The 19,221-nt window shown below is 71.2% G+C and carries 19 protein-coding genes; 13 read left to right on the plus strand and 6 right to left on the minus strand.

Annotation, left to right across the window (positions count from 1 at the left end; translation table 11 throughout):
- Positions 1 to 168: 168 nt before the first annotated feature.
- Positions 169 to 1,752 carry an RNA polymerase sigma factor gene (locus tag ACNTMW_RS08155; RefSeq protein ID WP_426632795.1) on the minus strand — a complete coding sequence of 528 codons (1,584 nt, stop codon included), beginning with the start codon at positions 1,750 to 1,752 and terminating at the stop codon, positions 169 to 171.
- A gap of 263 nt (positions 1,753 to 2,015) precedes the next feature.
- Here ACNTMW_RS08155 and ACNTMW_RS08160 point away from each other — a divergent pair, with 263 nt between their 5' ends.
- Positions 2,016 to 2,837: an inositol monophosphatase family protein gene (locus ACNTMW_RS08160; RefSeq protein WP_426632796.1), complete on the plus strand. Its 822-nt coding sequence runs from the start codon at positions 2,016 to 2,018 to the stop codon at positions 2,835 to 2,837.
- Positions 2,838 to 2,903: 66 nt separating this feature from the next.
- Here the strand turns inward: ACNTMW_RS08160 and ACNTMW_RS08165 are convergent, their stop codons facing one another.
- Complete coding sequence (locus tag ACNTMW_RS08165; protein ID WP_426632797.1) at positions 2,904 to 3,440, minus strand: LytR C-terminal domain-containing protein; 537 nt, start codon at positions 3,438 to 3,440, stop codon at positions 2,904 to 2,906.
- Between the two features lie 408 nt (positions 3,441 to 3,848).
- On the opposite strand from ACNTMW_RS08165, the gene ACNTMW_RS08170 reads away from it, so the two are divergent.
- Both ACNTMW_RS08170 and ACNTMW_RS08175 read left to right on the plus strand, forming a co-directional pair.
- Positions 3,849 to 4,145 carry a DUF4193 domain-containing protein gene (locus ACNTMW_RS08170; RefSeq protein ID WP_426632798.1) on the plus strand — a complete coding sequence of 99 codons (297 nt, stop codon included), beginning with the start codon at positions 3,849 to 3,851 and terminating at the stop codon, positions 4,143 to 4,145.
- Positions 4,146 to 4,292: 147 nt separating this feature from the next.
- Positions 4,293 to 5,276 carry a hypothetical protein gene (locus ACNTMW_RS08175; protein ID WP_426632799.1) on the plus strand — a complete coding sequence of 328 codons (984 nt, stop codon included), beginning with the start codon at positions 4,293 to 4,295 and terminating at the stop codon, positions 5,274 to 5,276.
- A 23-nt stretch (positions 5,277 to 5,299) separates the two neighbouring features.
- On the opposite strand, the gene ACNTMW_RS08180 is transcribed toward ACNTMW_RS08175, so the two are convergent.
- Positions 5,300 to 5,863 carry a DUF3093 domain-containing protein gene (locus ACNTMW_RS08180; protein ID WP_426632800.1) on the minus strand — a complete coding sequence of 188 codons (564 nt, stop codon included), beginning with the start codon at positions 5,861 to 5,863 and terminating at the stop codon, positions 5,300 to 5,302.
- A gap of 72 nt (positions 5,864 to 5,935) precedes the next feature.
- Here ACNTMW_RS08180 and dut point away from each other — a divergent pair, with 72 nt between their 5' ends.
- The 4 genes from dut to ACNTMW_RS08200 all read left to right on the plus strand — a co-directional run bounded on the left by dut (position 5,936) and on the right by ACNTMW_RS08200 (position 8,347).
- Complete coding sequence (dut, locus tag ACNTMW_RS08185) at positions 5,936 to 6,463, plus strand: dUTP diphosphatase (protein WP_426632801.1); 528 nt, start codon at positions 5,936 to 5,938, stop codon at positions 6,461 to 6,463.
- Positions 6,460 to 7,212 carry a DUF3710 domain-containing protein gene (locus ACNTMW_RS08190; protein ID WP_426632802.1) on the plus strand — a complete coding sequence of 251 codons (753 nt, stop codon included), beginning with the start codon at positions 6,460 to 6,462 and terminating at the stop codon, positions 7,210 to 7,212. The genes dut and ACNTMW_RS08190 overlap by 4 nt, the downstream gene beginning before the upstream one ends.
- 62 nt (positions 7,213 to 7,274) lie before the next feature.
- A complete protein-coding gene (locus tag ACNTMW_RS08195) occupies positions 7,275 to 7,658 on the plus strand; it encodes an OB-fold nucleic acid binding domain-containing protein (RefSeq protein WP_426632803.1) in 384 nt (127 codons plus the stop codon).
- A gap of 20 nt (positions 7,659 to 7,678) precedes the next feature.
- Complete coding sequence (locus ACNTMW_RS08200; protein ID WP_426632865.1) at positions 7,679 to 8,347, plus strand: DUF3159 domain-containing protein; 669 nt, start codon at positions 7,679 to 7,681, stop codon at positions 8,345 to 8,347.
- A 35-nt stretch (positions 8,348 to 8,382) separates the two neighbouring features.
- Here the strand turns inward: ACNTMW_RS08200 and ACNTMW_RS08205 are convergent, their stop codons facing one another.
- The gene (locus ACNTMW_RS08205) at positions 8,383 to 9,075 is read right to left on the minus strand and encodes a potassium channel family protein (RefSeq protein ID WP_426632804.1); all 693 of its coding nucleotides are present in this window, start codon (positions 9,073 to 9,075) and stop codon (positions 8,383 to 8,385) included.
- Entirely contained in the window at positions 9,075 to 9,740 is a 666-nt protein-coding gene (locus ACNTMW_RS08210) for a potassium channel family protein (RefSeq protein WP_426632805.1), read from the minus strand. Before ACNTMW_RS08210 ends, ACNTMW_RS08205 begins: the two co-directional genes overlap by 1 nt.
- A gap of 191 nt (positions 9,741 to 9,931) precedes the next feature.
- Between ACNTMW_RS08210 and ACNTMW_RS08215 the strand changes: the two genes are divergently transcribed.
- Together ACNTMW_RS08215 and ACNTMW_RS08220 are read left to right on the plus strand one after the other, a co-directional pair.
- Entirely contained in the window at positions 9,932 to 12,037 is a 2,106-nt protein-coding gene (locus ACNTMW_RS08215) for an APC family permease (protein WP_426632806.1), read from the plus strand.
- A gap of 5 nt (positions 12,038 to 12,042) precedes the next feature.
- The gene (locus tag ACNTMW_RS08220; RefSeq protein WP_426632807.1) at positions 12,043 to 13,245 is read left to right on the plus strand and encodes a class I SAM-dependent RNA methyltransferase; all 1,203 of its coding nucleotides are present in this window, start codon (positions 12,043 to 12,045) and stop codon (positions 13,243 to 13,245) included.
- A gap of 91 nt (positions 13,246 to 13,336) precedes the next feature.
- Here ACNTMW_RS08220 and ACNTMW_RS08225 read toward each other — a convergent pair whose 3' ends face one another.
- Entirely contained in the window at positions 13,337 to 14,566 is a 1,230-nt protein-coding gene (locus ACNTMW_RS08225; protein WP_426632808.1) for an ROK family protein, read from the minus strand.
- Between the two features lie 206 nt (positions 14,567 to 14,772).
- Between ACNTMW_RS08225 and ACNTMW_RS08230 the strand changes: the two genes are divergently transcribed.
- The 4 genes from ACNTMW_RS08230 (at position 14,773) to ACNTMW_RS08245 (ending at position 19,137) form a co-directional block, all read left to right on the plus strand.
- The gene (locus ACNTMW_RS08230; protein ID WP_426632809.1) at positions 14,773 to 16,050 is read left to right on the plus strand and encodes an ABC transporter substrate-binding protein; all 1,278 of its coding nucleotides are present in this window, start codon (positions 14,773 to 14,775) and stop codon (positions 16,048 to 16,050) included.
- Between the two features lie 64 nt (positions 16,051 to 16,114).
- Complete coding sequence (locus tag ACNTMW_RS08235) at positions 16,115 to 17,005, plus strand: carbohydrate ABC transporter permease (RefSeq protein WP_426632810.1); 891 nt, start codon at positions 16,115 to 16,117, stop codon at positions 17,003 to 17,005.
- Positions 17,002 to 17,904: a carbohydrate ABC transporter permease gene (locus tag ACNTMW_RS08240; protein ID WP_426632812.1), complete on the plus strand. Its 903-nt coding sequence runs from the start codon at positions 17,002 to 17,004 to the stop codon at positions 17,902 to 17,904. Before ACNTMW_RS08235 ends, ACNTMW_RS08240 begins: the two co-directional genes overlap by 4 nt.
- Positions 17,905 to 17,931: 27 nt before the next feature.
- On the plus strand, positions 17,932 to 19,137 hold the full coding sequence (locus tag ACNTMW_RS08245; RefSeq protein WP_426632813.1) for an ABC transporter ATP-binding protein: 1,206 nt from the start codon (positions 17,932 to 17,934) through the stop codon (positions 19,135 to 19,137).
- Positions 19,138 to 19,221: the final 84 nt, after the last annotated feature.

Below are 19,221 nucleotides of genomic sequence, written 5' to 3' on the forward strand. Positions count from 1 at the left end.
CCTTCCCTCACCGCTGCGGCTCGCCGTGATGTGTCCCTAGCCTGCCACAGAAACGTGCCACAGAGTCGATCACAATTCGGTACACCCGCCCAGGTCGAGCCGGACACACGCATACTGTGACCGCGAACACACCAATCCGTGGCCGTTCGGATGATTCGTACCCGCCACTCAGTCCAGGTAATCGCGCAGAACCTGGGAACGTGAGGGGTGACGCAACTTCGACATGGTCTTCGACTCGATCTGGCGGATCCGCTCCCGGGTCACCCCGTAGACCTGACCGATCTCGTCGAGCGTGCGCGGCTGGCCGTCGGTGAGGCCGAAGCGGAGCCGCACGACGCCCGCCTCGCGCTCGGACAGCGTCTGCAGCACCTGCTGAAGCTGGTCCTGCAGCAGCGAGAACGACACCGCGTCGACCGCGACGACAGCCTCGGAGTCCTCGATGAAGTCGCCGAGCTGGCTGTCGCCCTCGTCGCCGATGGTCTGGTCGAGCGAGATGGGCTCACGCGCGTACTGCTGGATCTCCAGCACCTTCTCCGGCGTGATGTCCATCTCCTTCGCGAGCTCTTCCGGGGTGGGCTCGCGACCGAGGTCCTGCAGCAGCTCCCGCTGAATCCGGCCGAGCTTGTTGATCACCTCGACCATGTGTACCGGGATGCGGATGGTGCGGGCCTGGTCGGCCATGGCCCGGGTGATGGCCTGGCGGATCCACCAGGTGGCGTAGGTGGAGAACTTGTAGCCCTTGGTGTAGTCGAACTTCTCGACCGCGCGGATCAGGCCGAGGTTGCCCTCCTGGATCAGGTCCAGGAACGCCATGCCGCGGCCGGTGTACCGCTTGGCCAGCGACACGACCAGTCGAAGGTTCGCCTCCAGCAGGTGGTTCTTGGCCCGCTCGCCGTCCCGGGAGACCCACAGCAGGTCCCGGGTCATCGTGGTGCCCAGGCTCTCGCCGTTCTCCTCGGCCAGCCGCAGCCGCTCGGCGGCGTACAGCCCGGCCTCGATCCGCTTGGCCAGGTCGACCTCCTGCTCCGCGTTGAGCAGGGGAACCTTGCCGATCTGCTTGAGGTACGCCCGGACCGAGTCCGCCGAGGCGGTCAGCTCGGCGTCGCGGCGCGCCTGCTTGAGCGCCTCCGACTCCTCGTTGTCCCACTCGAAGTCGTCGGCGGCGTCCGCGGCAGCGGCCTGCGCCAGCTCGGGGGTCGGCTCCTCCTCGACGTCCTCGATGTCGGCGGCCAGTACCTCGGCCTCGAGGTCGTCGTCGTCGGGACCCTCGCCGGGCTCGCCCTTCTTGGCCTTGGTCGCCTTCGTCGCCTTGGTGGCGGCGGCCGGGCCGGCAGTGGCCTTGCGGGTGGTCTTGGTGGCGCCGTCGGCAGCCTTCTTGGCGGTCTTGGCGACCTCCGGTGCGGCGTCGGCGGCCTCGACGGCCGGCTCGGTGGACGCGCTGGTCACCTTCTCGGTCTTGCGGGTCACCGGGCGGGCGGGTGCCTTGGCGGTGGTGGCCTTGGAGGCGGGGGTGGCGGAACGGGCGGCGGCGACTCGACGTCGCCCGGAGCCCGAGTCATCGACCACCACGGTCACTCCGGACTCGGCCAGGGCTCGGAGGAGCTTCTTGGCCTGCGCGGGAGTCACCTCCGCGGCTTCGACGGCGTGGGCTACATCAGCCGATGTCAGCTGACCACCAGTGGTGGTCGCACGCGCGATCAGCGTATCGGCGAGTGAGCGTACATCGGCGCCGGTCTGGCGGGGTGCTGTCACGGACGACCTTCCCGAGGCGGAGAGCGAGCGTGGCCTCCCCAACCAGCTTCGCGCACGACGAAGCCGTTGACGAGTGGCCGGTTGTGATGTCTGGGGCCCGTACGCCGCGGGCCGGGGCGATCCGTAACGCAGCGGGCAAGCGTGAATTGTAACGCCGATATAAGCGATCGACCTGCCGGCGCCGAGTGGGGTGCTCCATTGTTATGGATCACATCGCCCGGCGGGCCTGCAAGTATGGTAGCGAGACCCAGGAGGTGGCAACCATGCACGAGGCGCCGCAGGCGCTCCCGACGGCGGCGCAACTGCTCGACATCGCCGTGACGGTGGTCCGTCCGGCCGCCGAGCTGGCCCGGTCCATGCGGACCGATGGCGTGGCGGGCGTGGACACCAAGAGCACCGCGACCGACATCGTGACCGCCGCCGACCGGGCCGTGGAGCGCCAGGTCACCGGGGCGCTGCGGGAACTGCGTCCGGACGACCGCGTCGTCGGCGAGGAGTACGGGGCCGCGGGCGGAGCTGACAGCCGGGTGCGGTGGATCCTCGACCCCATCGACGGCACGGTGAACTACCTCTACGGCATCCCGGTCTACGCGGTCTCGCTGGCCGCCGAGGTCGACGGGGTGGTCGTCGCCGGGGTCGTCCGCAACCCGGTCACCGGCGACGAGTGGACCGCGACCCGCGGCGGTGGTGCCTACCGGGCAGGGAACCGGCTGGCCGGTTCCCTGGTCACCGATCTGGGACAGGCACTGCTCGGCACCGGCTTCGGGTACGACGCGGGCCGGCGCGCGCACCAGGCGCGGGTACTGGCGCGGCTGATCCCGCACGTACGCGACATCCGGCGGATGGGTGCCGCCTCGATCGACCTCTGCCTGGCCGCCGAGGGCGTCCTCGACGCGGTGTACGAGAAGGGCCTCAACCTGTGGGACCACGCGGCGGGCGGGCTGGTGGCCGCCGAGGCCGGCCTGCGGGTCACCGGTCTCGACGGCGCCCCGCCCGGTTCCGACATGGTGCTGGCCGCGCCCGCCGCGCTGCACGGGCCGCTGGACGCGCTACTGATGGAACTGGACGCGGCGGGCGGTCCCTGATGGTGGACGCGGCGGGCGACCCGGCCGGGCCAGCGGAGATCGGGTCAGATCCGGACGGAGGTCGGGTCAGGGCTCGCGGATGTCGCAGGAGCCCTTGGGTAGTTCGGCGCGGCCGACGGAGGCCAGGGCCAGCCGCTGCTCGGTCTCCGTGGCGAGCTTCTTGAACGACGGGCCCAGGACCACGTCGATCGTCTCGTCCTGGCGGCTGGGGTCGAACTCGCCGACCGCCTCGTTGAGGAAGTAGGAGCGCACCACCCACGCGGCGCCGACCATCTTCGGCCCGTACCGCAGCACGGCGACGCCCTCGACCGGCTTGTTCAGCGGGTCGTTGTTGGCCTTCTCCGGGTCGACCTTGAACTTCCGCTGCTTCAGTTCCATCGCGATTTCCCTGGCCAGACCGACCTTGTCCGTCGCGTTGTACACGTTGAGCTGGATGTTCTCCGCGTCGGCCAGGTGGGTGTCGACCCGTACCGCGTCCTTCGCGCAGGTCGAGCCGGGCGCGCCGGTCTGCTTGTCCTTGACGATGCTGACCGTCACGAGCACGAGCGCGGCGACGAAGAGCACGCCGACGACGACGAGTGCCCGAATTCTCGCGATGGTCATCTGTCGGCTCCCCGTAGAGCAGGCTGGCATCCGGGCCGGTCGGCCGGACGTGGGACGAGGTGGTGTACCGCGGCGCGCCGTGCAGCCGATGGTCGCGCCGCCGAGGTTAGCGTGTACGCGCTCGCGGCGCGCGACCAGACCGGCGGTCTCCCGGCGCGGCGGACGTCCCCGCAACCTTCAAGCCCATACCGTGGTGTCGCCTCAATCACAATGGGAACAAGTTTCCGCGCGGAGGCGTACAACCTACGCGCGAGAGAGGTAAGGTTCCGCGCTCGCAAGATACATTTCCGACACGGTCGGCAGGATCCGTGCGGAAGCCGCGGCGAAAGTGCTCCAGGGCGGGTACCAAAACCACGACGTCTGGCGTTACACACGGCGCGACACGATATTGGGGAGTGTGACTAACCGATGGCCACCGACTACGACGCCCCGCGTCGCGACGAGGTAGACCTCGGCGAGGACAGTCTGGAAGAGCTCAAGGCGCGACGCGTCGACGCGCAGTCGGCCATCGTCGATGTGGACGAGGCCGACGTCGCGGAGAGCTTCGAGCTGCCCGGAGCCGACCTCGCCGACGAGGAGCTCACCGTCAGGGTACTGCCGATGCAGTCGGACGAGTTCCGCTGCTCGCGCTGTTTCCTCGTGCACCACCGCAGCCAGTTGGCGACGGAGCGGAACGGGGAACTGATCTGTCGCGAGTGCGCCTGACGGCACAGGACGCCTGACAGCACAGGCATAGATTCTCGTCGCTCGGGGTACGGGTGACGGGAGCGACGACCGATCCGGCGACCGGTCTGACACCCCGCGTACCGCGCGAGGGCCAGGCTGGTCGCGGGTGTGAGGGAGGGCGACACCATGTCAGAAGGTGATCAGCTGTCCGACGGGAGCGGACTCGGGGCCGGCTCGACCGGCCCCGAGGCGACACCCCACGCCGACGGCGGCCCCGACAAGGCCCGGATCGCCGACCCCGACACGATCCGGATCAACGACCCCGACACGATCCGGATCAACGACCCCGACACGATCCGGATCAACGACGTCGACACGGTCCGCCTGGAATCGGCCGAACTCCTGGACGTCGACGACACCGTCCGGGCAGACACGGTCGATCTCTCCCGCGCCGTCGCGGCGCTCACCGACTCAGGCCTCGACCGCGGTACCCGATCCAAGCTCCTCGGCCGGGTGATGCGCCACGAGATCCGCGAACGGGGCGTGAAGGACCTGTTCCGCCCCAGGAGCGCGGCGCGCTGGGTGGCCGACGCCGTCGCCGACGTGACCCCGTACATCCCGGTCCGCGACCTGGAGACCCTGCGCGCGCACCACGACGGGCTGGACGGCGAGGAACTGGTCGAGCGACTGGTCCGCAACGCCGCCCGGGTGACCGCCGGGATCGGTGCGGCGAGCGGCGGGGTCGCCGCCGTGGAGTGGGCGGCCGCGCCGGCCCTGCTGTCGGCGCCGGTCCTGCTCGCCGCGGAGACCGTCGCGGTCGTCGCGGTCGAGATCAAGCTCATTGCCGAACTGCACGAGGTGTACCGCCAGCCGCTGCCCGGCAACGGGACCCAGCGGGCGGTCGCGTTGGTGCAGTCGTGGGCCAACCGCCGCGGGGTCAACCCGTTCACCCCCGGCCGCGGCGTGGCGGCCGCCCTGAGTACGGCCGCGCGCAAGGAACTGCGGGAGCGCCTGGTTCGCCGGCTCGGCCGCAACCTGACCACGCTCGGTCCGCTGCTGACCGGCGCCGCGGTCGCGGGCTACCTCAACCAGCGGGCGACCCGCTCGCTCGGCGCCGACATCCGCACCGACCTGCGCAAGCGAGGCCCGGCCATCGGGCCGGGCCGGTAACGGCGGCACCGATGCCGGCCGTGCTAGTCCCCGGCGACGCCGCCACCGGTCGCGCGGTCGGTTCCGGAGTCCGCTACCCGGTGGTCGGTTCCGGGATCCCCGGGATCACGCCCGGCGAGGACCGCCGCCGCCAGCGCCGTCGGCCGCCGCGAGCTGACCACCCAGTACGGGGTGGGGTCCGCCGGGTCGTTCAGATGAACCTGCACCGCACCCTTGACCCACGGCCGCTGCACGACGAACGCGTACGGGTGCGCCGCCGGGCCGAGCAGCAGCCGCTTCTCCGGCACGCCCAGGACCGTCACGCCGGCCACGAACTCCAGCGGCAGCCGGGCGTCGTCGACGCGCAGCTCGCCGTCCTCCACCGCCACCCGCAGCCGCCCCAGCGCCCACAGCCCGGCGGCCGTGGCGGGCAGGAGGATCGCGTACGGCACCCAGGTGGCGATGCCGGGCGCCCCCAGGTACACCTCGGCGGCCAGGACCGCGGCGACGGCGAGCGCGGGCAGCCAGAGCCACCACGGCACCCGCAGCCGCTCCGCGTACCGCGAAGCCGTGCCGTCGCCGGTTTGCGCAGCCGTTCGCTGTGCCACGGTGCGAGAGTACGACGCCACGGTGCGAGAGTACGACGCCACCGCCCGCCCCGACACGGCAGGATGTAGCGCATGGAAGACCAGAACACGCCGTCGCCACCGGCCGGCGCCGTACCGGTGGCGCTGCGCCGCCTCGACCCCGACCTGCCGCTGCCCGCGTACGCCCACCCGGGTGACGCCGGGGCCGACCTGGTCGCGGCCGAGGACGTGGAGCTGCCGCCCGGCGGCCGGGCGCTGGTGCGCACCGGGATCGCCGTCGCCCTCCCCGCGGGCTATGTGGGGCTCGTGCACCCCCGGTCCGGCCTGGCCACCCGGCTGGGCGTGACCGTGCTGAACGCCCCCGGGACGGTGGACTCCGGGTACCGCGGTGAGATCATGGTCAACCTGGTGAACCACGATCGACAGACCTCGGCGAAGGTCTGCCGGGGTGACCGCATAGCCCAACTTGTCGTCCAGCGCGTGGAGCGGGCACACTTCCACGTCGTCGACCAGCTACCGCCATCCCGGCGGGGCGTCGAGGGACACGGCTCGACCGGCGGGCACAGCGGGCTGGCCGGCGCAGCGCCGGACCGGTCGGTAGTGAACGGAGAGGTTCAGTGATCTTCTCGCGCAATCGCGGGAGCGGCGGCCGCCACCACCGGGTGGACCCGCCGCGGCGGGGCCGGCAGGCCGACCACCGTGACGTCCACGACGAGGTGGGGTCCGACGAGTCGGCGCCGCAGCCGACCCGCGGCCCGTACGACGTGCCCGACGCCCCGGCCGGCGTCGAGCGCCTCGACCTGGGCAGCCTGCAGATCCCGGCGGTCGCCGGCGTCGAGGTGCGGCTGCAGGCCGACCCCAACGGCCAGATCCAGCAGGTCGTGCTGGTAGCCGGCGAGAACGCGCTGCAGGTCGGGGCGTTCGCGGCACCGCGTACCGAGGGCATCTGGGACGAGGTCCGCGAGGAGATCCGCGCGCAGCTGTCCGCCGACGGGATGGCCACCGAGGAGGTCGACGGTGCCTACGGCGTGGAGCTGCGGGCCCGGGTCCGCACCCCGGACGGCGTCACCGACCTCCGGTTCGTCGGCATCGACGGGCCGCGCTGGATGGTGCGCGGCGTCTACCAGGGTCCGGCCGCCGCCGACCCCGCCCAGGCGGGGCCGCTGGCCGAGTGCCTGGAGGGTCTGGTCGTGGACCGCGGCCGGGAGGCGATGCCGGCCCGCGAGGCGCTGCCGCTGCGACTGCCGCCGGAGGTCGCCAGCCAGGCCGCGCAGCCCGGCGGTGAGGCGGGCGAGGGCACGGCGGGGACCGACGGCCCGGCGCTGCCGGCCGACGCGGAGCCGTCCTCGGGCCCGCGGCACCGGGCTTGACGGCCGCACCGATGATGACTGGGGCGGGCGGGTCGCCCGTCGAGAAGGGTGGCGACAAGGCCATGGCCACAGCGGAACGGCCCTCGCCGGTACGGCGGTTCATGCACCGGCTGTTCGCCACGCCCGAGGAGCTCGACGCCGAAGAGCTGCAGCGGGACGCGGTGGAGTGCGGCAGCACGCCGGCCTGTGACGTGCGCCGAGGGCAGCTGGTCACGGTCACCGGCCGGCTGCGTACGGTCGTCTACACGCCGCGCACCAACCTGCCGACGCTGGAGGCGGACCTCTACGACGGCAGCGACCTGGTCCGGCTGGTCTGGCTGGGTCGCCGGCACATCGCCGGGATCGAGCCGGGCCGGGCGCTCACGGCCCGGGGGCGGATCGCGTTCCGGGAGCACCACAAGGTCATTTACAACCCGTACTACGAGCTGGGAGCGCCCCGCCCATGAGCAGACCCAGCCAGGGCCGGATGGGCACCGGCGACCACGACGACACCGACCACGACGAGGAGCTTCCGCTCCCGTCGTTCTCGGAACAGATCGCCGAGCAGCTCGGCGGCGTCCGTGGACTGGTCGAGTCGAGCATCCCGGTCGCGGTCTTCGTGATCGTCAACATCGTGTGGGCGCTGCGGCCGGCGCTGATCCTGTCCGTCCTGATCGGGCTGGGAATCGCCGGCTGGCGGCTGTCCCGCCGGGAACCGGTCCGGCACGCCGTCAACGGGCTGTTCGGCATCGCGCTGGGCGCGGCGATGGCCAACTGGACCGGTCAGGCCAAGGACTTCCACCTGCCCACGATCCTGTACACGCTGGGCTACGCGGCGGCGCTGGTCGGGTCGGTCGTCATCCGCCGGCCCCTGGTCGGCTGGCTGTGGTCGGTCACGTTCGCCGGCGGTACCGAGCGGTGGCGCAGCGAGCCGCTGCTGCTGCGCCTGTTCGGCCGGCTCACGATCCTGTGGGCCGCCGTCTACGTGGTGAAGGTCGTGGTGCTGGGCGCGCTGTACCTGGCCAACCGGGACGACGCGCTGGGCATCGCCCGGCTGGTGCTGGGCTACCCGCCGTACGCGCTGCTGCTGACGGCCACCGTGTACTCGGTGCGCCGGGTGATGCGGTCGTTGCCGGAGCCGGTCAGCGGCGGCTGAGCCAGCCCCCGCTGACCGGCCCAGCCGACCGCGGCTCAGGCCGAGCCGGACCGGGTGCGCTCGACGCTGTCCGAACCGAGGATCACCGCGCGCACCTCGTCCTCGACCTCACTGGTACACACGAACACCAGCTCGTCGCCGGCCTCCAGCGGGTCGTCCTGGCTGGGCACCAGGACCCGCTTGCCGCGCAGGATGGCCACCAGTGCCGAGTCGTGGGGCAGCGGCACCTCGCGTACCGGGTGGCCGACGTACGGTGCCGACGCCGGCAGCGTGGTTTCGACGAGGTTGGCCGCGCCCTGCCGGAACGTCATGATGCGGACCAGGTCGCCGACCGTGACCGCCTCCTCGACCAGGGCCGCCATCAGGCGGGGCTTGCTGACTGAGACGTCCACGCCCCACTGCTCGTTGAACAGCCACTCGTTCTCCGCACGGTTGATCCGGGCCACCACCCGGGGCACCGCGAACTCGGTCTTGGCCAGCAGCGAGACGACCAGGTTCGCCTTGTCGTCGCCGGTGGCGGCGACCACGACGTCGCAGTTGGCCAGATCGGCCTGCCGGAGGCTGGAGACCTCGCAGGCGTCGGCGAGCACCCACTCGGCCGCCGGTACCCGCGACGGCAGCAGCCGGGCCGGCTCCCGTTCGATCAGCATGACCTGGTGGCCGTTGTCGACGAGTTCCTGGGCGATGGAACGGCCGACGTTGCCGGCCCCGGCGATCGCGACCTTCATCAGTGTGTCCCTTCCGGCGCGGCGGTGGTGACCTTCGTCACGGGCGCCACCATGTCATCGGTGACCAGCATGAACACCTGGTCACCGTCCTGCACCACGGTCGATCCGGTCGGCAGGGTGCCGATGCCGAAGCGCATCAGGTACGCCACCCGGGCGCCGCTGGCCTCCTCCAGCGCGCGCAGCGGACGGCCGACCCAGCCGGTGTGCACCGGGACCTCCACGATCGCGACCGAACTGGTCGGATCGCGCCACACCTCGCCCGCGCTGACCGGGATGAGCTGGCGCAGCATCCGGTCGGCGGTCCAGCGCACCGTCGCGACCGTGGGGATGCCGAGCCGTTCGTACACCTCGGCGCGCTGCGGGTCGTAGATGCGCGCGACGACGCGCTGCACGCCGAACGTCTCCCGGGCCACCCGGGCGGAGATGATGTTGGAGTTGTCGCCGGAGGAGACCGCGGCGAAGCCGTCGGCGCGCTCGATGCCCGCGGCGGTCAGGACCTGGCGGTCGAACCCCTCGCCGGTGACGGTCAGGCCGGTGAACTCCGGCCCCAGCCGACGGAACGACTCGCCGTTGCGGTCGACGACCGCGACCGAGTGCCCCCGACTCTGCAGGCTCAGCGCCAGCGTCGATCCGACGCGGCCGCAGCCCATGATGACGATGTGCACCCTGACCCTCCGGGACCCTGCCGACTTCACGTGCGGCTGGTTGACGTGTGCTGGTGGACATGCTGGTGGCGCCGCTGAGAGCATGACATGCCGGGGCCGCCCGCAGTGCGGGAAGGTACACCGGTACCCGTACGGGGTGGTGATCGCCCACCCGAGGTCTGTTATGTGGTGGCGGCACTACTCTTGCTGCCGTGGCCAGTTCCACCTCTCTGCTGAAGCGACTGCTCGTCGGCCGGCCGTTCCGGTCCGACCGGTTGCAGCACACCCTGCTGCCCAAGCGGATCGCGCTGCCCGTGTTCGCCTCCGACGCGCTGTCATCCGTGGCGTACGCCCCCGACGAGATCCTGCTGACGCTGTCCGTCGCGGGCGCTTCGGCCTTCGTCTTCTCGCCGTGGATCGCGCTCGGCGTCGTCGTCGTGATGCTCACGGTCGTCGCCAGCTACCGGCAGAACGTGCACGCCTACCCGTCCGGCGGCGGCGACTACGAGGTGGCAGGAGTCAACCTGGGCTCGAAGTACGGGCTCGCGGTCGCCAGCGCACTGATGGTGGACTACGTGCTCACGGTGGCCGTGTCGGTCTCCTCCGGGGTGCAGAACTTAGGTTCGGCGGTGCCCTGGGTGGCCCAGCACGCGCCCCTGGTCGCGGTGGTCACGGTGCTGGTGCTGACCGCGTTGAACCTGCGGGGCGTGCGCGAGGCGGGCACCGCGTTCGCGATCCCCACGTACGCGTTCATGATCGCCATCGTCGGCATGGTCGCCTGGGGGCTGTTCCGCTACTTCGTGCTCGGCGACCCGGTACGGGCGGAGAGCGCCGGTATCACCGTGAAGGCCGAGCACTCGATCGCCGGGTTCGCGATGGTCTTCCTGCTGGTGCGCGCGTTCTCGTCCGGCTGCGCCGCGCTGACCGGTGTGGAGGCGATCTCCAACGGGGTACCCGCGTTCAAGCCGCCCAAGAGCCGCAACGCCGCCACGACCCTGCTGATGCTCGGCACGGTCGCGATCGGCATGCTGGTCGGCATCATCTGGCTGTCGCGCGTCACCGGCATCCAGTTCGTCGAGTGTGACAAGCTCAAGCCCGGCTGCACCGCCGCCGACCTGCAGATCGTGTCCGCGCCCGCGGACTACGTCCAGCACACGGTGACCGCACAGCTCGCCGGCGCGGTGTTCGACCACTTCCCGCCGGGCTTCTGGTTCGTGATCGCCACCACGGCGCTGATCCTGGTACTGGCGGCGAACACGGCGTTCAACGGCTTCCCGGTGCTCGGCTCGATCCTGGCCCAGGACCGGTACATGCCCCGCCAGTTGCACACCCGCGGCGACCGGCTGGCGTTCAGCAACGGCATCATGTTCCTCGCCGCGTTCGCGATCGTGCTGATCGTCGCGTTCAAGGCCGAGACGACCCGCCTGATCCAGCTCTACATCGTCGGCGTGTTCGTGTCGTTCACGCTCTCGCAGACCGGCATGGTGCGGCACTGGAACCGGCTGCTGCGGGTCGAGCGGGACCCGGCGGTACGCCGGCGGATGCTCCGCTCCCGCGCGATCAACGTCTTCGGCCTGTGCATGACCGGCTTCGTGCTCGTCCTCGTGCTGGTCACCAAGTTCACCAAGGGCGCCTGGATCTCCATCGTGGCGATGGGCCTGATGTACCTGCTGATGGTGGCCATCCGCCGGCACTACGACCAGGTGGCGCGCGAGCTGGAGCCGGCCGAGGACAAGCCGGTCCTGCCCTCGCGCAACCACGCGGTGGTGCTGGTCAGCAAGGTGCACCAGCCGACGCTGCGGGCGCTGGCGTACGCCATGGCGACCCGGCCGGACTCGTTGACGGCGGTGACCGTGAACGTCGACGACAACGACACCCGCGCCATCCAGGCGGAGTGGGAGCGGCGCGGGCTGACCGCCCCGCTGACGGTCGTCGACTCCCCGTACCGGGAGATCACCAACCCGATCATCGACTTCGTGAAGTCGATGCGGCGCGAGTCGCCGCGCGACGTGGTCACCGTCTTCATCCCCGAGTACGTCGTCGGCCGGTGGTGGGAGCACCTGCTGCACAACCAGAGCGCGTTCCGGATCAAGACCCGGCTGCTGTTCATGCCCGGCGTGATGGTCACCAGCGTGCCCTGGCAGCTCAGCTCGACCGAGGGCAAGAACATCGAGCGCCAGGTCCGCAGCCAGTGGCGGACCCCGCACCGGGGTCCGCGCCCCGGCCCGGCCGACGCCGGGCTGCCGGCCGGCGGCGCCGCCCGGCCGGGCGACGGCAACCGGCCCGCCGGCGACGACGAACTCGCACCGTTGAGCTGATCGTCATGGACATGCTGGAACTGGAGGTCGGGCCCGTCGCGCACGGCGGGCACTGCGTCGCCCGGCTGCCCGAGGGGCAGGTCGTGTTCGTCCGGCACGCGCTGCCGGGGGAGCGAGTCCGCGCGGTGGTCACCGAACGGCGGCGCGGGTACCTGCGCGCCGACGCGGTCGAGGTGCTCCAGCCCTCGCCGCACCGGGTCGAGGAGCCGTGCACGTACGCCAGGCCGGGCCGCTGCGGCGGCTGCGACTTCCAGCACGCCACCCCGGCCTACCAGCACGAGCTCAAGGCGGCGGTGGTCCGGGAGTTGCTCACCCGCATCGGTGGCCTGTCCGCGGGCGAGGTCGACGAGTTGCGGGTACGGGTCGAGCCGCTGCCCGGCGGCCCGCTGGGCTGGCGCACCCGGGTGCAGTACGCCGTGGACGCCGAAGGGCGGCCGGGGTTCCGGCGGCACCGGTCGCACGACGTCATCCCGATCGACCGCTGCCTGATCGCGCACCCGGCGATCCAGGAGGCGCCGGTGACCGACCGGACCTGGCCGGTGGCCGGTGGCGGGGTCGAGGTGGTCGCGTCCTCCGGCGGCGATCTCACCCTTTTCACCAGGCCGCGCGGTGGCCGCTCGCCGCGGCTGGTCTCCGGGCCCCGGGTGGTCCGCGAGCGGGCCGTCGGGCGCGAGTGGAAGATCGACGCGGCCGGCTTCTGGCAGGTCCACCCGGCGGCGCCGGACGCGCTCGCGAACGCCGTCCTGGAGTTCCTCGCGCCCCGGTCGGGGGAGCGGGCCTGGGACCTGTACGGTGGGGCCGGCCTGTTCGCCGCGGCGCTGGCCCCGGCACTGGGCACCGAGGGACGGGTGACGATCGTGGAGTCCGACCCGCGCGGGGTGACCGCCGCCCGCAAGAACCTCGCGGACCTGCGGCAGGTGCACGTCGCGCCCGGCGACGTCGCGGGGGTGCTCGCCAACCCGCGCTGGCGTTCGGTCGACATCGTGGTGCTCGACCCGCCGCGCGCCGGTGCCGGCAGGGAGGTGATCGGGCAGATCGCAGCCCGGGCTCCCCGCGCGGTGGCCTACGTCTCCTGCGACCCGGCCGCGTTCGCCCGGGACGTGGCGACGTTCCGGGAGCGGGGGTACCGGCTCGCGGCGCTGCGCGGGTACGACGCCTACCCGATGACACAGCACGTCGAGTGCGTGGGCCTGCTGGTACCCGCCTGACGGTCCTCGACGGTCCTTGATCGTCGCAACTTCCGGGAAACTGTGGTCATCCGGAGCACCTGAGACCACAACTTCCGGGAAGTTGTGACGATCATGGCGCGGCGTTGACGCCGAGGGCCAGCGCGACCCCGCCCAGCGCCGCCGCACGCGGTTCGAGCTGGGCCGGGACGACCCGTACCGCCTCGGCCGGGGCGGCCATGGCGGTGTCGGCCAGCCCCCGCCGCAGCGGCTCCCGCAGCAGCTCGGCGCCCCGGCCCAGCTCGCCGCCGAGCACGATGAGGGCCGGATTGAGCAGGTTGACCAGGCCGCCGAGGGCGTACCCGAGCTGGGTACCGGCGTCGATGAGCAGCCGCCGGCAGCCGGGGTCGCCGTCGGTGGCCAGCCGTACCAGGTAGTCGAGGTTGTCCAGTTCGGGCCGGGTCGACCGGGCGTCCTCCAGCAGCGCCCGCCCGCCAGCGGTCAACTCCAGGCAGCCGCGGTTGCCGCAGCGGCAGACCGCGCCGCGGGCGTCGAGGGTGACGTGCCCCAGTTCGCCGGCGGTACCGTCGGCGCCCCGGTAGAGCCGGCCGTCGAGCACGATCCCGGCGCCGATACCGGTGGCGATCTTGACGTAGACGAGGTCGGGGCAGCCGCGCCCGGCGCCCCACACGTACTCCGCGAGCGCACCGAGGTTGGCGTCGTTGTCCACCCGTACCGGCAGGTCGAGCCGGGCCGCCAGCTCCTCGGCGGGTGCCAGGTCGGCCCACGCCGGCAGCAGGGCGGGCGAGCCGATCCGGCCGTCGCGGGTCATCGGCGCCGGGATGCCGACGCCGATCCCGACGACGTCGCGGCGGCCGGCCCCGATGCCGGCCAGCGACCGGTCGACCAGCTCGGCGGCCAGGCGCAGCACCTCGGCCGGGTGGTCGTCGGCGTCCCAGGTCAACCGGGTGTCGCACTCGGTGAGGACGGCGTGGCCCAGGTCGGCGACCGCGACCCGGACGTGCCGGCGCCCGACGTCGATGCCCAGCGCGAGCCCGGCGGCGCGGGTGAGTCGGACGACGGAGGCGGGCCGCCCGCCGGCCGGCCGGGCGGCCGGCCCGGGCTGCTCGGTCACCAGGCCGGCGCCGGCGAGGCCGGCGAGGCCGGCCGTGACCGTCGGGCGGGACAGCCCGGTGAGGGTGACCAGTTCGGAGCGCCGGCGCGGCCCGTACGCGCGGAGGACCTCGGCCACCCGGCGCGCGTTGCCCGTCAGCGCACCACCGGTCGCCGTGCCGCCGCCGGGCGGGTCACCCGTCGGCGCACCGCCCCACAGGGTGCGGGCATCGACGTGTTCCGTGGTCATCGCGGAATGGTCCAGGGACTGCGCCAGTTCTGTCAAGTATTTGCAATACTGGCAACCCTTTTGTCACTATTGCGGGTATATTGACCGCGAGTGCACGGCTACGTTGCAGCCAGGTCACGACCACATTGGCAGTCGTTGACAAAACCAGGCGTGCCGGAGAAGGTTCGCTCAGTACATTGAGCCCGTTTTCTCACTGGGAGGGTGGCATGCGACTCAGCCGAAGAGGCCTGGTCGCGCTGGGCCTGGTCGCGGCGTTAGGTGCGCTTCCGGCGTGCTCCAAGGACGCCAACGACTCGAACACGTCCGGCGGCAACAAGGTCGAGGTCTTCTCCTGGTGGACCGGCCCCGGCGAGCAAGAGGGCCTGGACGCCATGATCGCCGACTTCAAGAAGAACAACTCCGGCATCGAGTTCGTCAACGCCGCCGTCTCCGGTGGTGCCGGCACCAACGCGAAGGCCATCCTCGCCAACCGGCTGCAGGCCAACGACCCGCCGGACTCCTACCAGCGCCACGCCGGCCTGGAGTTGGCCGACGACATCAAGGCGGGCAAGGTCAGCGACCTGACCTACCTGTACGACCAGCAGGGTTGGAAGGACAAGCTCCCCAAGGGTCTGCTCGACGCCATCACCATCGACGGCAAGATCTACGCCGTGCCGGTGAACATCCACCGCGCCAACCTGCTGTGGTACCAGCCGAAGACGCTCCAGGCGGTGGGCATCGCGGCGCCGCCGAAGACGTGGAGCGAGTTCCTGACCCAGGCCGAGCAGATCAAGGCCAAGGGCAAGACCGCACTGTCGATCGGCCCTGGCTGGACCCAGAAGCACCTGCTGGAGACGGTCATCCTCGGCGAGCTGGGCCCCGACGCCTACACCGGCCTGTGGAACGGCAAGACCGACTGGAAGTCGGCGCAGGTCACCGCCGCGCTCGACACCTACAAGAAGGTGCTGTCCTACTCCGACATCGGCTCGGCGGCCGCCGACTGGCAGCCGGCGCTGGACAAGGTGCTCGACGGCAGCGCCGTCTACAACGTGATGGGCGACTGGGCCGCCGGCTACCTGGCCAACACCAAGAAGCTCGCGTTCTCCACCGACTTCAACGTGGTCGCCACGCCGGGTTCGGAGGGCGTCTACGACTTCCTGTCCGACTCGTTCACCCTCCCGGTCAACGCCAAGAACAAGGCGGCCGCCGAGAAGTGGCTGATCGAGTGCGGTTCGACCGCCGGTCAGGACGCGTTCAACCCGCAGAAGGGTTCGGTGCCGGCGCGTACCGACGCCGACAAGTCCAAGTACACGGACTACCTGGCCACCGCCATGAAGGAATGGCAGGACCCGAAGACCAGGATCGTCGGTTCGCTGGCGCACGGCGTGGTCGCCAACAACGCGGTCGGCACCGAGATCGACACCGCCCTCGGCCTGTTCATCCAGGACAAGGACTCGGGCAAGTTCGCCGCCGCGGTCGCCAAGGCGATCCAGGACAACAAGTAACCGCACCTGACCGAGGGGGTCGGCCGGCCGCGAGGCCGGCCGACCCCGCGGCAAGGAGACAACGATGCGACGCATCCGGTCCTGGGGACCAGGACTGTTGCTGGTCGCGCCCTCGCTGGTCGCGCTCGGCGTGTTCGTGTACGGCTTCCTCGGCTGGAACATTCGGGTGTCGCTCACCAGTTGGCGCGGCCTCACCCCGAAGTACGACAACGTCGGCACCCGCAACTACACCGCGCTCGCCGACGACCAGCGGTTCATGCAGGATGTCCGCAACATCCTGATCTTCACGCTGGTCTTCGTCGTCGGTTCACTGCTCCTCGGCTTCGTCATGGCGCTGCTGCTGGAGAAGGGGGTCCGCGGGGAGACGTTCTTCCGCAGCGTCTACCTGTTCCCGATGGCGATCTCGTTCATCGCCACCGCGATCATCTGGCGCTGGCTGCTCGACAACGGCAAGGGCGGGGCCACCGCCGGCCTCAACCGGCTCTTCGTCAACCTCGGCCTGGACTTCCTGCGCAGCGACTGGTACCGGTCGAACTCCGCCCTCGCGATCGCCGCGGTGGCGCTGCCGGCCGGGTGGGCCCTGAGCGGGTACGTCATGAGCCTGTTCCTCGCCGGTATGCGCGGCGTGCCCGAGGAGCTGCGCGAGGCGGCCCGGGTGGACGGCGCCAACGAGCCGCGGGTCTTCTGGCACGTGGTACGCCCGATGCTGCTGCCGGTGATGATGAGCGCGGTCGTGATCCTCGCCCACATCTCGCTGAAGACGTTCGACCTCTTCTACGCGCTCGACCTCAACAACATCAAGATCGATACCCCGGCGACGTACATGTGGTACACGACGTTCGCCGGTGGCTTCTACGCCCGCGGAGCCGCCATCGCGACGCTGCTGCTGCTGGGCGTGGCCCTGGTGATCGTTCCCTACATCTGGTACTCCGTGCGGTCGGAGCGTAAGAAGTGACGACAATCGAAACCACTCCGCCGCCGGCCGCGCCGGTCGCCGGCGACACCGGTGCCCGCGGCCACGGCCGGATCCGCTCGCGCTGGTCGCCGTACGTGACGTTCGGCCGGTACCTGGCGCTGTTCTTCCTCGCCTGCTTCTTCCTCCTGCCGGTGTACGCCCTGCTCGTGACCGCGTTGAAGAACCCGGCCGAAGTCAGCGTGGTGCGGATGTGGGACTGGCCGAGCGCGTTCTCGCTGGAGAACTTCCGGATCGTCTGGCCGAAACTGTCCGACGGCTTCGTCAACAGCCTCATGCTGGCGATCCCGGCGAGCGTGATCTCGTCGGTGCTCGGCGCCGCCAACGGCTTCGTGCTGTCCAAGTGGCGCTTCCCGGGCGCGGACTTCGTGTTCCCGCTGATCCTGTTCGGCATGTTCATCCCGTACCAGGCGATCATCATCCCGATGTTCCAGACCATGTCGAACGCCGGCCTGCAGGGCGGGCTCGACGGTCTGATCCTGGTCCACGTCATCTACGGCCTGCCGATCACCACGCTGATCTTCCGCAGCTACTTCGCCGGCATCTCCGACGAGCTGATCGAGGCCGCGAAGGTCGACGGTGCGGGCATGCTGCGCACCTTCTTCTTCGTGGCGCTGCCGATCGCGCCGCCGGCCTTCGCCGTATCGATCATCTGGCAGTTCACCTCCGCCTGGAACGACTTCCTGTTCGGGGTGCTGCTCACCAACAAGAGCTACTGGCCGATCACGGTGGCGCTCAACAACATCGCCGGCGGCCAGGCCGTCCCGTTCAACCAGGCGATGGCGAGTGCCCTGCTGGCCTGCCTGCCCACCTTGCTCGTCTACGTTCTGCTCGGTCGCTTCTTCATGCGTGGCCTGATGGCCGGCGCGCTCAAGGGCTGACCGGACTCACTTTTCGGGAGAACACCAGTGACCGAGACGACCGCGACCCCCAGCGTGGCCGAGCCGACGCGCCGCAAGGCGTCGGGTATCCGGCTGGAGCGGGTGGGCAAGCGCTACCGCGGCGGGGTGCAGGCGGTACGCGACGTCGACCTCACCATCGAGCCGGGCGAGTTCGTCGTCCTCGTCGGCCCGTCCGGCTGCGGGAAGTCGACCCTGCTGCGGATGATCGCCGGGCTGGAGGAGGTCACCTCCGGCCGCGTGCACATCGGCGACGCCGACGTCACCAACGAACTGCCCCAGCAGCGCGACGTCGCGATGGTGTTCCAGAGCTACGCGCTGTACCCGCGGATGACCGTACGCAAGAACATGGGCTTCGGCCTGCGCATGCGCGGCACCCGCTCCGACGAGCGTCGGCGCCGCGTCGACCGGGTGGCCGAGGACCTCGGTCTGGCGCACCTGCTCGACCGGCGCCCCGGCGCGCTGTCGGGCGGCCAGCGCCAGCGGGTGGCGATGGGCCGGGCGATCGTCCGGGAGCCGCAGGTCTTCCTCATGGACGAGCCGCTGTCCAACCTCGACGCCAAGCTGCGCGTGACGATGCGCTCCCAGCTGTCCCTGCTGCACCAGCGGCTCGGCGTCACCACGGTCTACGTCACCCACGACCAGATCGAGGCGATGACGCTGGGCCAGCGGGTGGCCGTGCTGCGCGACGGGGTGCTCCAGCAGTTCGACACCCCGCAGAACCTGTTCCGCAAGCCGGTCAACCTGTTCGTGGCGGCGTTCATCGGCTCGCCGTCGATGAACTTCGTGCGCGGCAGCGTCGGCGGCGGCCGGGTGCGCCTCGGTGAGGTCACCGCGCCGCTGCCGGCCGGTTCGCCGCTGGCCGGTGCGGAGCGGGAGGTCATCGTCGGGGTGCGGCCGACCGCGTTCGCGCCCGGCGAGAGCGCGGGCTGGGTGCCGATGACCATCACTCCGGCGGTGGTGGAGGAGCTCGGCGACGAACGCAACGTGATCTTCGAGCTGGACGCGCCCCGGGTGGACACCGAGGCGACCCGGGCCGCCCTGGACGCCCGCAGCGCCGACGACGCCCTGCTGCTGGCCGACGAGGAGCGGGCCCGGTTCACGGCGAAGCTGCCGGCCGGTACGGCGCTGCCGCTCGGCGTGCCCGTGACGGTGAGCTTCGACCCGGCCCGGCTGTACTTCTTCGACCCCGCGACCGGTCTGGCGCTGAGCTGACCGGGCGGCCATGAGGACGCCGGGCCGGCCCCGCACGGCCGCGAGGAAGCGGGGCCAAACCCCGGTGGCTGGGAGGAACCTGGG

It is taken from the genome of Planosporangium spinosum (assembly GCF_049999945.1).
Taxonomy (GTDB): domain Bacteria; phylum Actinomycetota; class Actinomycetes; order Mycobacteriales; family Micromonosporaceae; genus Planosporangium; species Planosporangium spinosum.

What these genes read in the sequence shown, in the direction of transcription:
- ACNTMW_RS08160 (WP_426632796.1), top strand. Translation starts at nt 2,016, where the DNA reads ATGCACGAGGCGCCGCAGGCGCTCCCGACGGCGGCGCAACTGCTCGAC.
- ACNTMW_RS08165 (WP_426632797.1), bottom strand. Translation starts at nt 3,440, where the DNA reads ATGACCATCGCGAGAATTCGGGCACTCGTCGTCGTCGGCGTGCTCTTC.
- ACNTMW_RS08170 (WP_426632798.1), top strand. Translation starts at nt 3,849, where the DNA reads ATGGCCACCGACTACGACGCCCCGCGTCGCGACGAGGTAGACCTCGGC.
- ACNTMW_RS08175 (WP_426632799.1), top strand. Translation starts at nt 4,293, where the DNA reads ATGTCAGAAGGTGATCAGCTGTCCGACGGGAGCGGACTCGGGGCCGGC.
- dut (WP_426632801.1), top strand. Translation starts at nt 5,936, where the DNA reads ATGGAAGACCAGAACACGCCGTCGCCACCGGCCGGCGCCGTACCGGTG.
- ACNTMW_RS08195 (WP_426632803.1), top strand. Translation starts at nt 7,275, where the DNA reads ATGGCCACAGCGGAACGGCCCTCGCCGGTACGGCGGTTCATGCACCGG.
- ACNTMW_RS08200 (WP_426632865.1), top strand. Translation starts at nt 7,679, where the DNA reads ATGGGCACCGGCGACCACGACGACACCGACCACGACGAGGAGCTTCCG.
- ACNTMW_RS08205 (WP_426632804.1), bottom strand. Translation starts at nt 9,075, where the DNA reads ATGAAGGTCGCGATCGCCGGGGCCGGCAACGTCGGCCGTTCCATCGCC.
- ACNTMW_RS08220 (WP_426632807.1), top strand. Translation starts at nt 12,043, where the DNA reads ATGGACATGCTGGAACTGGAGGTCGGGCCCGTCGCGCACGGCGGGCAC.
- ACNTMW_RS08225 (WP_426632808.1), bottom strand. Translation starts at nt 14,566, where the DNA reads ATGACCACGGAACACGTCGATGCCCGCACCCTGTGGGGCGGTGCGCCG.
- ACNTMW_RS08230 (WP_426632809.1), top strand. Translation starts at nt 14,773, where the DNA reads ATGCGACTCAGCCGAAGAGGCCTGGTCGCGCTGGGCCTGGTCGCGGCG.
- ACNTMW_RS08235 (WP_426632810.1), top strand. Translation starts at nt 16,115, where the DNA reads ATGCGACGCATCCGGTCCTGGGGACCAGGACTGTTGCTGGTCGCGCCC.